A 13,672-nucleotide genomic window follows, 5' to 3' on the forward strand; every position below is an offset into this window, starting at 1 on the left:
CGTCAAGCTACTTCGACTCTGCTCTGGTCGCCGATCATGAACCGGTGGACCCTCGGTTTTCCCCCCGCCTCCAGGATCTCGACATCGTTGCCGAGAATACTCCCTTCAATGCGGATGCCGACGTTCAGGATTTTGCATTCCCGCAAGATAATGCTGAATTCAACCTCGCTTTTTTTGATGAACGTATTGTTACCCACAGCGGTGAAGGGTCCGATATAGCTCTCTTCAATGACGCAATTCTTCCCGATGATCACCGGGCCTCGAACGACGCTGTCAATAATTTTCGCCCCTTCTTCAATAATTACTTTCCCTACAACCGATGACGTCGCGTCGACCTTCCCCCGGTTCGACGAGACGATATTGTCGAGCACCAGCCGGTTTGCTTCAAGTAGATCGAGCGGTTTTCCGGTATCCTTCCACCATCCCGTGATCTCGCTGAACCCGATGTTGAACTTCTTGTCGATGAGATATTGATGAGCGTCCGAAATTTCCAGTTCCCCTCTTTTGCTCGGCTTGATCGCTTTACATGCTTCAAAGATATGCTTGTCGTAAATATAGATCCCGGCGACGGCATACTGGCTCTTCGGCTTTCGCGGCTTTTCCTGGATGCCGACGATCCGATGGTCTTTGATTTCCGGGACGCCGAAGCGTTCCGGGTCTTTCACTTTCGCAAGGGTGAGCCAGCAATGGCAGCGCGTCTTCTCGAATTCTTCGATATAGCGTTTGATCCCGCCGACCACCATGTTATCGCCGAGGTAAAAAACGAAATTTTCTCCGTTCACAAATTTTTCGGCGAGCATGACCACCTGGGCCAGACCTCCCGGCTTTTCCTGGGGGATGTAGGTGATCGATATCCCCCATTTGCTCCCGTCCCCGACGTATTCAGGGACCTCCCTGCTGTCGGCGTTGTGTACAATGCCCACCTCTTTGATGCCGGCATCGACTGCCGCTTCGATCGCATAATAGAGGATCGGCTTGTTAGCGATCGGAATAAGATGTTTATTCTGCGTGTGCGTAATAGGACGAAGTCTGGTGCCTCGCCCGCCGGATGCGATAAGGGCCTTCATAGTGATAAGGAAAAATTAAAGATGAAAAAGGAAAAATGACAATTAACAGTCAAGGATGAAGAACTAATTCACCTGCAATTCGGACCGCTGTCTTCTTGTAAATACCGAGATCTTGCCGTTGCCGTATTTTTCGATCAGCTGTTTGGCGACGGCAAAATCCTTTCCGACGTCGGCGGGTGAGTGGGCATCGGACCCCAGGGCAAGCGGGATATGGTACTCGCGAAGGATGTTGAGGATTTGCTCGCTAGGGTAGACTTCTTTCACCGGTTTTCGCAGCCCGGAGGTGTTGATCTCAACCGCGATATCCGCCGATTTCACCACCTTGAACACTTCGCGCAGCACGTCTTCCATGTCTCTTGAGGGACGGTGGCCGAATTTCTTGACGAGGTCACAATGCCCGATGATGTCGAACAATTTCGCGGCCGCTGACCTTTTGATATGGTCGTAATACTGGCTGTACACTTCGTCGACATTCCGTTCCTCGTATTTATGAACGAACGTGGGGTTATCGAATCCCCATTCTCCAAGGTAATGCACGGAACCGATAATATAATCAAACTCATGTTGAGAATTAAAATCGCGGACCCACGATTCAGTCCCCGGGAAAAAATCCCCCTCGACGGCAAATTTGACCTGGATCTTGTCGCGGTATTTTTCTCTCAACGCCAAGACGGCAGGCTTGTATGTCTGATGAAACTGGTCGATCGTCATTCGATGCTGAAGATCGAAGTCGTTCGGCATCGGAGAGTGGTCGGAGCAGCCGATTTCCTTAAGATTCGCCGCGACCGCCCGGACGATATATTCTTCGAGAGATCCGTCCGCGTGTTTGCAGAGCGCATTATGCGTATGATAGTCAACGAGCATCAGATATCCTTCTTCAATGCAAGCCTGTGTGTTTCTTTGGCAAGAGCTGAATAAAGAAAAGCGATATGGCGTAATCCCCTTTTGTGCAGCTCGCCGCGGTGCCGCCGCACTGTTTTCAGGTCTCCCCGTGCAACCGGACCGGTGAGCGCCGAAGCCGCGGAATACTTTTTTACATTGGCAAGGGTCTGAAGCGCAAGCGGTTCGAACATGGCAACGATCTTCTTTCTCGGCAAACGGATCCGCCTTCCCAACGTTTCCACAACAGCAAGGAGGGTCACAAAATAATTGGAACTGAATACCGCCGCAATGTGGTAGAGCGTCTTTTGTTCGGGGGACAGGACGAACGGCCGCGCGCCAAGACGGATTGCGATCCGTTTTCCCGTTTCAACCGCCTTTTTATCCCCTTCAAGCCCGACCCAAATATTCCGGAAGCGCTTTGATGACGAGGCGGATTTGGGAAACGTCTGAAGCGGATGAAAAGATCCGATCGCCGCCCCTTTCCGCTTCAACGACAGAAGGACGCCGGAGGTTAATGTTCCCGACGTATGGAAAACGACGGTTCCCGAAAAATCTCTCTGGCGATGCGAGAGGACGCGTGCGACGCCTTCAATTGCATCATCGGGAACAGCGACAAAGACAATCCCGGAAAGGTCGAACCGGCGTGCTTCGGTCATTCTTGCGTTACGAGCACGGACCTTTCTGCCAAGGGCCTTTGCGGAACGACCGTGCTTGCTGAGAATCAGCCGAAGCGGGTATTGCTTTTCTTTCAGAGCTGTCGCAAGGGCGCTTCCGACGGCGCCTGCCCCGATGACCGTCACCGGGGATTTGCCCTTTGCTCTTAATGGACTTTCCACAAAGCCGCCGAAACATATCCTACGACGCGGCCGGTATCGCCCGAGACATCCCCTGAATTACACGCGTCCAATATTTCACAGGAATCAGCTCCCAGTTTTCTTGCGGCGGATAACACCGCAACGATCGGTCCGCCGCCGCACGCCTCCGTCCGCTCCGATTCCAAATCCGACATCAGCGTCTCATGGTCCATTTTCCGGATCGATGCTATTGCGACTGCGTCGAGTTTCCGCGCATCGTCCGAAGCATAGTAATGGGACAAGTCGGAGCTGGCAACAAAAAGGATATCGCGCCCTTTTGCCACCTCGGCCAGGGCAACTCCCAGCCCTTCACAATATTTGCGCTGCTGGTCTCCCATAACGATCGGGAGGATTCGCGGGTGTTCAACAGCGAGCTGCAAAAACGGAAGCTGCACTTCAAGCGAATGTTCGGTTCTATGTCCGGCGAGAGAGTTTTGCAGCGCCGGATATTTTTTTAATAGCTCACTCCGTAAACCTGCATCGACGGCGACCGCCCCGAGGGGCGTCTTGAAACTCGTTCCGGAAAAAACCGATACACCGTCGAAGTATTCCCTATGGCTGGGACCAACGAGCACCACAGTTCCGACGGCCCTGTTCTTCAACAACGCAAACGCTTTCGCCGCAGTATGCCCCGAGTAGCTGTAGCCCGCATGCGGGACAATAAGGCCGAGAAGCGTTCCCTTGCCGGCCGAAGGCGATGGTTCGGCCAAATACGATTCAACGGTCTGCCTGAGTTCGCCTTCATGATCGGGGTAGAACATGCCGGCAACTGCGGGAGGGCGAACGTACGGTTCCTCGTTCATTTTGTCTCTTGTTCAATTATTTCGGCCGTAAAAGTATAAATAGCCGTCTCGGCGTGTTTCCACTGGTCGGGGGGCAAGCCTGCTTTGATGCACGTCTCTTCGAGAAACCGGGTCACGTTCCAACGATGCTTTACCGCAACCTGGGGAAGAAGCAGACCGCGGTACATCCCTGCAACGATAAAGAGTCCATGCTTCCCGACCTGAATCTCCTCGATCGCCGATATTTCTTTGAGGGGAGAGAGAATTGAAATCTCGATCCGGAGGCCGTCCAATTCACCCGGTGTGACGGCAGGAAACCGGGGATCCTCGGTTGCCGTCCGCCCTGCTAACTGCGAGACAGTTTCAGCGAGGGGCGCCTCCGAAACAATGAGTCCGAGGCACCCCCGCAGCTCGCCGTGCCGGTACAGCGAAACAAACGCACCGGCCGGCTGCCACAACATACTTTCGGTGTTGATACTCTGGCGCGGTGCCTTTATCGGCCCGTGGGCATTCCCCTGCACCGTCCGACGAACCGATTTCCATGCAATGTCCAACAACTCTCTTTTCTCGGCCGGACTTAGCATGAGAAGCATCCTCAAAAATTTCTAACCGAAAATAACGATTTAATACGTGAGTTTCAACAAACGCGATGCGGCAAAAAAAGCCCCGAACTCTTCGTTGAATTCGGGGCTTGTGGCAGGCAAATGAGGTCTGCTTACTTGAGCTTCAGGCTCGCAATAGCCTTTTCAAACACGGGGAGATACAAATCGGCCATCGGTTTATACCAGGTGACGACCAGGCGGTAGACCTTATCGTTCTTCACGGTGAAGTACGCGCGGCCGTCGACTTTTGACTCCGGTGAATACGTCAGGTATTTGGCGTCGAGCCCGTCGATCTTGGTGTCTTTGGTCGACTTAGGATTGAATTTGCCTTTGTTCTGGTCGAACACCTTATCCACGGTTAATTTCTTCGCGGGGAGCATGTCGATCTGAATGGCGCAGTCCTGGCGCAATTTGTGGTGAACATTCATGGAGAAAGTAATTTCACCCTTCTTCGGCGGGAATGAATATTCAAAGTTATCGGGATATTGCAGCTCGAAAAACTCGCCGAGATATTTCGTCCACTCGGTGGACGGTTTGTCTTCGTCCCCCTTCGCCACCGGAACTTTCGGTTTCGGAAGTTTGACAGAGCTCAACACGGTGTCGAAGACGCCCGCGTACAATGTATAGTCATCGTTGAAGCCGGCGAGGTTCACGTAGTAGAAAACGCTGTCGCGCATCGTGATAATTCTCCGGCCGAAGATCGTCACGCTTTTGCTGATCTTCGACGTATAGGAAATTTCCTGGGCTGAATCTTTTCCGAGGGTTGATGGCTGGCCGCCGCTGATCACTCCGATGCCCGACAGCTTCTCCTTCGTTTGGGCGATGTAGGCGTCGAGCGTCGTTACGCCCGCGGTAGCAAAGTTCTCAAAGCCGAAAAGGATCTCGACACCGTTCTTCCCGCCGCTCGACGGGTCGAAGAACCAGGTCGCGGCTTCCTGCGACGAATAGATCTTGATCTGATTCGTTTCCGCATTCACTAACCATCCTTTCGGGTATTGCAATTCGAACCCGTAAAATGGGTCCTGGTACAAATCCCATTCCTTGACCACCGGAGGCTGCGGTTTACTGCACGACGACAGGACGAATGCAAGGGCGACAAGCACAGCAGCAAGCAGATTCATCAACAGAATCGAATGCTTAGAGAATTGCATAATTCACCTTTACTGTAATTGTTTGAAATGAGAACGGGATAATCTCACGAGTGTTCGAACCAGTGTTACCCCCCTTCAAGCTGTTTCAGCTCCTTATTCGCGGCCGCGTTCTTTGGGTCGATCTTCAACACAACCTTGTATTCCTCGATGGCTTTATCTTTGAGCGCCTGAGCAGCGTCGACGGTGATCGTTTTATCGCCGAGTGAAAGAGCGTACGACTGCGCGAGCCAAAGATGGGCCTCCGAGTCTTTCTTCTCTTTCGATTCGTACGTGATCGCCTTTTTCAGGTTTTCGATGGCAGACGGATAGTGTTTTGAAAGGAGCTCGATCAAGCCTATGAATTTGTTCGCCTCAAGCAATTGCGGGCCGTATTTTTCATCCTTGGCTTTGGCATCGCTCCCTTCGACCTTAATGGTATCGATAATCGAAATGACAAGCTGATACTGTTTCTCGGCGAGTTCGTACGAGTCGAGGAGGTAGTAACATTTGGCGAGGTACAAATAGGCCTGGAAGAAGTCGGGGCGCAGTTCGATCACCTTCTGCATCATCGTCTTCGCCGTATCGTATTTGCCGATGACCATGTAGCAGACGCCGCCGTTCACGAGCGCGCCGACGTTCTTCGGGTCCGACTTCAGTTTCCGGTCGTATTGGTCCGCCGCCTTATCATACATCTTCTTTCCCATATAGAGCGGAGCGAGGTCGGCGGCAAATTCCGTGGACGCCGTGTCCAGCATACCCGCTTTCTCAAAATTCGCGATCGCGCTGTCCGGCATTTTCAACCTCGCATATGAACGGCCGATGCGGACAAAATCCTCGGCGCCGAGAGAATCTCTCGGGATAACTTTATAGTTGTCAACTGCCTTCTGATAGTCTCCCGTTTCGTACTCGGACCGCGCGAGCATTGGTTTCAAATCGAACGCCTTGGGGTTAAGAGTGATCGCCTGTTCGAGCACCGGAAGGGCATCTTTATAGTATTTTCCCGAGAAAAGTGCTTTGCCATATTCGTCGTAGGCGACGGGATTGTCCTTTTTCAACGCAACATACTTGGCGAAGAACAACGCCGATTCCCGCCAGAGCTTTGCGCGATAAAAGATGTCTGCAACATCGAACACATAAACGTCGTTCTTCGGGTCGAGATTGATCGCCGCCTCGAATTCTTTGACGCAATCGTTGTACTGACGATTCTTGTAGTATGCTTTCCCCAGCTTATAGCGAATCACCGCGGACGTCGAATCGAGTTCAGCCGCTTTTTGAAAATTCGAGATCGCGAGAACGGCGATGTTTTGCCTGCCGTACGATTCTGCGAGGCCGACGTACACTTCGGGGAGATTTTCATCAAGTTCTTTGGCTTTCGAGAAGTAAACGATGGCCTTATCGAGCGAATCGATGTCGAGGTAGGCATTGGCGTATGCCAAAGAAACGGCGGGGCTTTTCTTATCCGCCTTCGTCGCGGCCGCGAAAACCTTCGCCGCCTTGTCCCACTGCCCCGTCTTGATCATCAATGTACCGAGTGACGACCATGCCGGAAGATACGTTTCGTTGATATCGACGGCCCGCTGCAAAAAATACTCGGCTGAATCCTTCACTCCCTTCAATCGAAACGCTTCGCCAAGATAGAAATTGGTCTCCAGCACACGCGGAGCGGCCTTCTGAGCCCTCGACAGCACCACGATCGCCGTGTCGTACGACTTTCGCTGCAGTGCATCTCTCCCGAGCGAAAGGTCGTCCTGACCGTACGCGCATTCAGACAGGGCGACAAGAAATAAGAAGGCTGCGGTGTGCTTACATAGATAGTACATTGATGCTTCCTCGGTTACTGGGATTGAAGTTGGATAAGACGGACCGGCATCGTCGCTGGCACGAGTCCTTTATTAAGAAAAAGCTTTTGCCCCTCGGCCCCCGTCACGAAGGCCGTGAACCCGACGCCGACGCCGGTCCCCGCGTTCCGGGAAAAAATATAGAGCGTCCGCGACAGGGGATAATATCCGCGGTAGACATGGGCCTGCAGCGGCGGAAAATACTCCAGCGTTTTCGACGTCGAATCTCTTGAGAAATTCGGGTCGCCGATGTCCAGAATTCTTGTTTTGGCAGGAGTTTCGGAAACCCAGCTCTGACTGACAAAGCCGATGGCATTGGCATGAGCGGCGACATACTCGATCACCTGGGTCGTTGTCGAACACGGAACGACAACGCCAGCGAGCGGCTGGGAATTCGTAATGCGGCCTTTCACGTATTCGTACATCCCGCTGTTCGGTCCGCCGAGAGCGACCACGATCTCTCCTCCAGCCTTTTTCTCGCCGAGGTCTCGCCACATTTTCGCTTTCCCCAACAAAATGTCTTTCAATTGCTCAACCGTGATGCGGGTGAGAGCATTGCGTTCGTTGACGATCACCAGGGCGGCGTCGTACGCGATCTTAAAGGTATCGACGTCGAGCTTGTATTTCCTGATGACCGCTCTTTCTTCATCGTTGAACTGGCGGGGGCTGGTGATCAGCTTCACGCTGTCGTTGAGCAGCTGCACCACCGCATCGCGGGTCGTCGATTGGAGGTGCGTGATATGCGCCTGCTCGTACAGAGACTCAAACTCTTTCACCTCCGCATCGATCGCGGGGAAAATATCCTCCGAGGAAATAACAACAAGCTTTCCCCGCGTCGGCAGGTCTTGGGTATCTTTTTGACAGCCCGTCCAAGTGAGAACAAGCGAAAGGAATACAACTAACCTATGGAAGGAAGCGGTCTTCATGTCTTTGGTGCTGTTGCATCCGGATATTCACAAACCGGTAAATGCCGTATAACAGCATCACAACGCCGAACATGATCCGGAACTTCTCGGGCATTGTGGGGGGCATGAACAGCCCCGTCGCGATAACGATGCCGCAGAGAAATAGAAATCCCGACATCACATAGCCGACATACACCATCGGCTTGAATGAATCCATCGTCTTCTTAGTGTCCCTGGTTCAACTTAAATTTGAACGGAATGGAAACCCATACCGCGACCGGGCCGTTGTTCATCACCGCAGGGGTGAAGACCCACTGCATAGCGGCGTCGATGGCAGCCTGGTTGAACAGCTCGGCATCCGACTTCAGGATCTGGGCCTTCTTCGCTTTTCCTTCTTTGTCGACCCAAATCTTGACCCAAACGGTTCCTTCGACCCCCGCACGACGGGCGATCTCCGGGTAGATGGGAGATGGATTCTTGACGGGCGTGGGCTGCTTTTCCACCGGCACGAAATCGGGCGGAGGACCGTCGTCCTCAATCTTGACGTCGTTCTGGATGGACACCGGGCCACCGCTCCCCGCTGCGTTGGGGTCGCCGACGGGGCCGATCTGCTGCAATTCGGTCTGGGAAGCGATCGTTGCTTCCGGACTGATTTCAGCGTCGGGAACCGGTACCGGCGTTCCGACCGTGGGCTTTGCGGCAGCGGCCGAAACCGAGACTGCGGGAGCCGCCTGAGAATTTGTGATGGAGGGGGGCGGACCGAGGTCGCTGTATTTCATGATGCGGACGGTATACACCGGCTCGTCCTCGGTCGTCAGATAGACGACGCCATAGTATGCACCAATGCCGACCAGGTGGAAAACAGCGGCAAAGATCAACGCGCGAATTGCGTACTTCTGATACAATCCGCGCAACTCATACGCACCATATTTTGCACTAACGATTGGTGCTGTTGCTGACATACGTTTTCAACTCCTTCCTAAAAACTTCTTCGTGCAAACAACGGCGCTTGACATGCCGTTAAATTTTCTCGATGAGCTGTTTGTCCTTGTCGTCAAACGGCGCCAGACTGAACCGCGTAATATCCGAGACGTTCAACTCATCCATGATGTTGACCATCATGATATATTTTCCCTTGCGGTCGACCTTGATCAGCGTGATCAGTTTCGGGTTCGCGCTGTTCTTTTCCTTCAGGACCTTCCGCAGTTCCGCCGGCGTGACCTTCTCCGGCTTTTCGGTGCCGAGGTTCCAATAGATGGTCCCGTTTTCGGACACGCGCAGCGTCAACAGATTCGACGCCGGCACATCGACTTTCGAATCGCCCGGGGGGAGATTGATTTCCATCGCCTGCGGCTTGTTCATCGTCGTGGTCAACATGAAGAAGGTCAATAAGAGAAACGCAATATCGACCATCGGCGTCATGTCGATGCGAACGCCGACACGCCGTCGTTTCTTCTTCGAGTGTTTCTGCTTGCCTCGAGACTCTTTGACATCTACTTCAGCCATTGCAGTGTTCCTTCGTGTTAATTCTTGTCTAATTCAGTAACGAGGTTAAAGCGCGTAATGTTCACTTTTTGAAGAATGTTCATTACGTCCTCAATCACCCCGTAATCGACGTCTTTGTCGGCTTTAATGACTGTCTTCAATCTTGGATTCCTCGTACGCGCCTGGATGAGCAGGTTCGCCAGTTCGCTTGTCTGCACCAAAACGCCTCCCTTGAGCTTGGCCGCCTGGCCGAAAAGCGCTTCCCGAAGGAGCTCGGAATCTACGCCGAGCATGATCTGCCCCTCTTTTCCTATCGACAGCGTAATGACATCGGCCCCGGGGATCTTGAAGACCGAGTGGGACGAAGGGAGGGTGATCTGGAGGTCTTCGGACGGCTTGAACTGCGTCGTCAGCATGAAAAATGTCAGCAAGAGAAATCCAACATCAACCATCGGCGTCATATCCAGCTTAAAGCCAACGCGTTTTCTGTGAATTTTTGGCATAACGGGTTCTTTCTACTTGCTGTTAAAGTTTGGATTTCAGATTCTGAATGACATCGTAGCTTGCTTCGTCGATCATGTACGTCATGCCGTCGATCTTCGTCGTGAAAAAATTGTAGCAGACAATCGACGTGATGGCGATCGAAATTCCGCCGGCGGTGTTGATCAACGCCTCGGAGATACCTTGCGAGAGCTGGACGGCGTCCGCGGAACCGGCATGTGCCAGAGCGGCGAACGAACGGATCATCCCGATGACCGTTCCGAGCAGCCCCACCATCGTCGCGATGGAGGCGATCGTCGACAGAGCTATCAGGTTCTTCTCCAGAATCGGCATCTCGAGCATCGTGGCTTCTTCGATCACCCGCTGGACCTCGCCCATCTTATCTTTGGCTTCCATCGCCTTATCGCCGCGGATCTCGCTGAACCTCTCCAGACCCGATTTGATGATGTTTGCAAGCGAGCCTCGCTGGCCGTCGCAGGCAGAAATTGCGGCCTCAAGGTCGCCGGCCGAGACATGTTTGATCAGCGTCGACAGGAATTTTTCAAGAGCGGCCTTTCCCTGGGCTTTTCGAAGGGAGAGAATTCTTTCAATAACGTACGTCACGACCATGATCGAAAGAGCGAGCAGCGCAACCACCAGCGGACCGCCCTTCTGGATGAACTCGGGGAGCAAGAATTCAAAGATACAGAACCCGATCACAAACGCCGCTGTTATCAGGATTGTGTTGAACATTCCTTGTTTCATAAAAAATACTCCTTAAAAAAGTAGATGGTAGATGGTAAAATTTTACACTCGCAGAAACATTATGTAAATGCCAGCACGGCATCGGGCCGGGTGTCAACAACCTGGAAAATCATCGAAAGCTTTGTGACGATAAAAATGTTCTTGATGCTTTTATTCACATTGCAGAGAACGATCTTTCCTTTTCGGTTTGTGTAGGAGGTATGAGCCGATACCAACGCGCCGATTGCCGTCGAATTCATGTACGTCACTTTTCCCAGATCGACGATAAGTTTTTTATTCCCTTTCTCGATGGATTCCGCGACAGCCTCACGCAGCTCATCGGTCTCTTCTCCGCCGACAAGCGCCCCTTTGGGCTCAATTATAAGAACCTCACCATTGTGTTCCGTGGCGACTTTTAACTTCATTTACTGGATCCTCCATTGAGATTGTGACAACAAGGATTATACAACTCTTAGCCTATTCCTGAGAACGAGGTTCGTCTGTTTCGACGAAATAACGAGGGCCAACGGACATGATAGGTCCGGCAGTCTCGCTGCCGGATCGATATTCACGCGTTAAATAAGATAAAAAGTTACAATTCAATTTGCAATAAGAAATTTGCAGTATTTTTTGGAGGCCAGCGGGGAAGATGCCCCGGAAGGGACGCCATCCAAACGGTAAAGATCATTTTTCAGGATCAAGGCTACTTCGGTGAACAAAAGAGGCGGCCGAGCCAGGTGAGCAATACCTGTCAGAACCGATAGGACAGAAGAACGGCCGGACCTTCCTGAGCGAACCCTAAGGAGACACGCAAAACACCCTTCCCCTGCTTTGATTCCTCTTCTTCCTTACGGATCAACTCTGCAGGGTCGTTATTCCAGACATTCAGGATGCTATAAAGATAAAAAGCTCCGGTAACACCGAAGGCTGCAAATCTATAATAATTCGCGTTATTCTTTTTCGTTCGGTTGCTTGTGACTTGCTCCAAAAGTTTCACAGAATCGGCCTGGTTCTGAGCTCCGCTGTAGTTGCGCACGCTTGTCATGTAATTGGAATTCGCTTTCGCATACGCGAGCTGCAGGTCAACTGAGGCGGCTGCGCAAAGAATAAAAATGCCGCTGTAGACGATCCCGTGCCTGCCGCTGTACGATTGCCCCCATCCCGGAAACACTGCAGACCGCACCAACGCTCCCGCCAGCGTCGGACGGGACATCGGGTAATTGAGCACGACCTTCTCCGTGTCGTGTACGATCACGGCATGCTCTTCCGAGCTGTACCCAATTCCGGAAAGCCCGATCGTGTAAGAACCCGGGAGGACTTCTTTCTTCAAAACGCTCTCCGTGCCGATTTCCGTACCGTTGAGAGTGATGACGACTTCTTTGCTTGCATGAACCGTAATGAATCCATTGCGCGGAATAAGTTTCAGAAAAACAACATACTGGACCGGCTTCTCGATGACGACGGAAGCTGAGTCGGAAAAGTATCCCTCGAGGTCGGCGCGGACGGTGTGCTTTCCATTTTCGATTTTGGCGAGAAACAGGCTCGCATCCGGCATGCCGACAAATTTCCCGTCTACCGAAATTTTAGCATCGGGAGCCGAAACCTTCACCAGCAACCCCGTCGGCGGGATCTGCTCAAGGTCGATGTCCGCCCGGACTGACACTCTTCCATTGACAAAAAAATCGGCAACAAAGGGATTGTATCCTTCATGGGTGACCCGAAGCGTATGAACTCCTGTCGTCGGCGAGACAACAGGGATCCCCCCGTCCGCCTCTTTCACTTCCTTATTGTCGATGAAGAGCTGCGCACCGGACGGAGCGACCAAGACCGAGACATGCGACGTATCGGCAGCGTTTGGAAGAATGAAAGGAAAGTCCCCTTCGCTTGCGCCGATGAACCCGAACTGCGGGTGAAGTCTGCGCTGCGCCGCAGCCATAATATCGATGGATGTCCGCGCAGCCATCTCCGTGCCGGTGATGATCCCGTCGTCGTTGACATCGGCCGTCTCGGAAGAAAGCGTTTCGATCAATTTCGAGGTGAAGTAGCTTAGTCCGGAAGACGGGTCCTCAAGCTGCGACTCCGTCGTCCCTCCCGCAGCAAATATTTCTTTCGACGGCAAGCTCAAAATACGCTGGAAGCCGACGCGCGGCGGCGGCACGCCGGTGAATTTCCGGTCAACAGGAAGGCCTCCGACCGTAAAATCCATTAACGTGAGCACCGACTTCGCAGCGGTCGCTCTCATGAGATTTCCTATCGCGTCAAGAGGAATGCAGGTTGCGACGGCCCGTCCCGGCGATCGGACATCTCCGTCAACAGGTACAAAAAAGCCATACTCTTTTTTCGTTTCATCAATCGCCGTATACCCTCTGCCGGAGAGAAAGATCAGCAGCCGATCGTCCGCATGCAAATGTCGAAATTTTTCGAGCGCTTCACTGATGTCGGTTTTTTTTGCCCCATCGTTGAGCAGAAAGGCGATGTTCTCCGCGCGGAACCCAAACCGCGACATCAGCAATTCCCTGAAGGCCGTCGCGGAAGAGACCGCTGACGTCCGGACATCGGCATGGGTGTATGCGTCAATCCCGACGACCAGCGCGTAGCTTTCATCATAAGCGTGATATTCTTTCCCGGAAGAAGGGTCGGTCATCAATGTGCTGATTGAGTTTTGCCGTTGGCAGAAGGTCAGCGATGATAAAAACAGCGCTGTCACAAGAAAGGCCGAAGGGCGAAAAGGCACATGAGTCATGATGAGTTTGGCGGTCGTGAGATTTCGGATGCTGAAACGATCCGCGCCGAGCGGGCCGACGAGAATTTTGCGAGAATATAGAGAAATGAAGAGGCGGAGTCAAGTAACTCCGGCGACCGGTTGTTGGCAAATTTCGATCACGTCCACCCCGAACCTGCCC

At 52.7% G+C, this 13,672-nt stretch carries 15 protein-coding genes; all 15 read right to left on the reverse strand.

The features are described 5' to 3' along the window. Nucleotides 1-2: 2 nt before the first annotated feature. A complete protein-coding gene (locus VMF88_03390) occupies nucleotides 3-1,067 on the reverse strand; it encodes a glucose-1-phosphate thymidylyltransferase (GenBank protein HTY10096.1) in 1,065 nt (354 codons plus the stop codon). A 63-nt stretch (nucleotides 1,068-1,130) separates the two neighbouring features. Beyond that, nucleotides 1,131-1,931, reverse strand: coding sequence for a histidinol-phosphatase HisJ (gene hisJ, locus VMF88_03395; protein HTY10097.1), 801 nt, complete (start codon nucleotides 1,929-1,931; stop codon nucleotides 1,131-1,133). Beyond that, a complete protein-coding gene (locus tag VMF88_03400) occupies nucleotides 1,931-2,785 on the reverse strand; it encodes a DUF2520 domain-containing protein (GenBank protein ID HTY10098.1) in 855 nt (284 codons plus the stop codon). Before VMF88_03400 ends, hisJ begins: the two co-directional genes overlap by 1 nt. After that, the gene (gene amrB, locus VMF88_03405; GenBank protein HTY10099.1) at nucleotides 2,770-3,606 is read right to left on the reverse strand and encodes an AmmeMemoRadiSam system protein B; all 837 of its coding nucleotides are present in this window, start codon (nucleotides 3,604-3,606) and stop codon (nucleotides 2,770-2,772) included. The genes VMF88_03400 and amrB overlap by 16 nt, the downstream gene beginning before the upstream one ends. After that, on the reverse strand, nucleotides 3,603-4,169 hold the full coding sequence (gene amrA / locus VMF88_03410; GenBank protein HTY10100.1) for an AmmeMemoRadiSam system protein A: 567 nt from the start codon (nucleotides 4,167-4,169) through the stop codon (nucleotides 3,603-3,605). Before amrA ends, amrB begins: the two co-directional genes overlap by 4 nt. A gap of 131 nt (nucleotides 4,170-4,300) precedes the next feature. Beyond that, nucleotides 4,301-5,308, reverse strand: a complete 1,008-nt coding sequence (locus VMF88_03415) for a hypothetical protein (protein ID HTY10101.1) — start codon at nucleotides 5,306-5,308, stop codon at nucleotides 4,301-4,303. A 95-nt stretch (nucleotides 5,309-5,403) separates the two neighbouring features. Continuing rightward, nucleotides 5,404-7,137 (reverse strand): tetratricopeptide repeat protein, encoded by a 1,734-nt coding sequence (locus tag VMF88_03420; GenBank protein HTY10102.1) that lies wholly within the window; start codon nucleotides 7,135-7,137, stop codon nucleotides 5,404-5,406. A gap of 14 nt (nucleotides 7,138-7,151) precedes the next feature. Beyond that, nucleotides 7,152-8,081 carry a substrate-binding domain-containing protein gene (locus VMF88_03425; GenBank protein HTY10103.1) on the reverse strand — a complete coding sequence of 310 codons (930 nt, stop codon included), beginning with the start codon at nucleotides 8,079-8,081 and terminating at the stop codon, nucleotides 7,152-7,154. Next, the gene (locus VMF88_03430) at nucleotides 8,059-8,277 is read right to left on the reverse strand and encodes a hypothetical protein (GenBank protein HTY10104.1); all 219 of its coding nucleotides are present in this window, start codon (nucleotides 8,275-8,277) and stop codon (nucleotides 8,059-8,061) included. The genes VMF88_03425 and VMF88_03430 overlap by 23 nt, the downstream gene beginning before the upstream one ends. A gap of 7 nt (nucleotides 8,278-8,284) precedes the next feature. Beyond that, nucleotides 8,285-9,022: an energy transducer TonB gene (locus VMF88_03435; GenBank protein ID HTY10105.1), complete on the reverse strand. Its 738-nt coding sequence runs from the start codon at nucleotides 9,020-9,022 to the stop codon at nucleotides 8,285-8,287. Nucleotides 9,023-9,080: 58 nt separating this feature from the next. Further along, nucleotides 9,081-9,566 carry a biopolymer transporter ExbD gene (locus VMF88_03440; protein HTY10106.1) on the reverse strand — a complete coding sequence of 162 codons (486 nt, stop codon included), beginning with the start codon at nucleotides 9,564-9,566 and terminating at the stop codon, nucleotides 9,081-9,083. Nucleotides 9,567-9,583: 17 nt separating this feature from the next. After that, on the reverse strand, nucleotides 9,584-10,048 hold the full coding sequence (locus VMF88_03445; GenBank protein ID HTY10107.1) for a biopolymer transporter ExbD: 465 nt from the start codon (nucleotides 10,046-10,048) through the stop codon (nucleotides 9,584-9,586). Nucleotides 10,049-10,070: 22 nt separating this feature from the next. Beyond that, on the reverse strand, nucleotides 10,071-10,790 hold the full coding sequence (locus tag VMF88_03450; GenBank protein HTY10108.1) for a MotA/TolQ/ExbB proton channel family protein: 720 nt from the start codon (nucleotides 10,788-10,790) through the stop codon (nucleotides 10,071-10,073). A 59-nt stretch (nucleotides 10,791-10,849) separates the two neighbouring features. Continuing rightward, a complete protein-coding gene (locus VMF88_03455; GenBank protein ID HTY10109.1) occupies nucleotides 10,850-11,194 on the reverse strand; it encodes an STAS domain-containing protein in 345 nt (114 codons plus the stop codon). Nucleotides 11,195-11,520: 326 nt separating this feature from the next. After that, nucleotides 11,521-13,413: a DUF5683 domain-containing protein gene (locus tag VMF88_03460; GenBank protein HTY10110.1), complete on the reverse strand. Its 1,893-nt coding sequence runs from the start codon at nucleotides 13,411-13,413 to the stop codon at nucleotides 11,521-11,523. Between the last annotated feature and the right edge of the window lie 259 nt (nucleotides 13,414-13,672).

The organism is Bacteroidota bacterium, from assembly GCA_035506275.1.
In the GTDB taxonomy this organism is placed as follows: domain Bacteria; phylum Bacteroidota; class Ignavibacteria; order UBA10030; family UBA8401; genus JAGVPT01.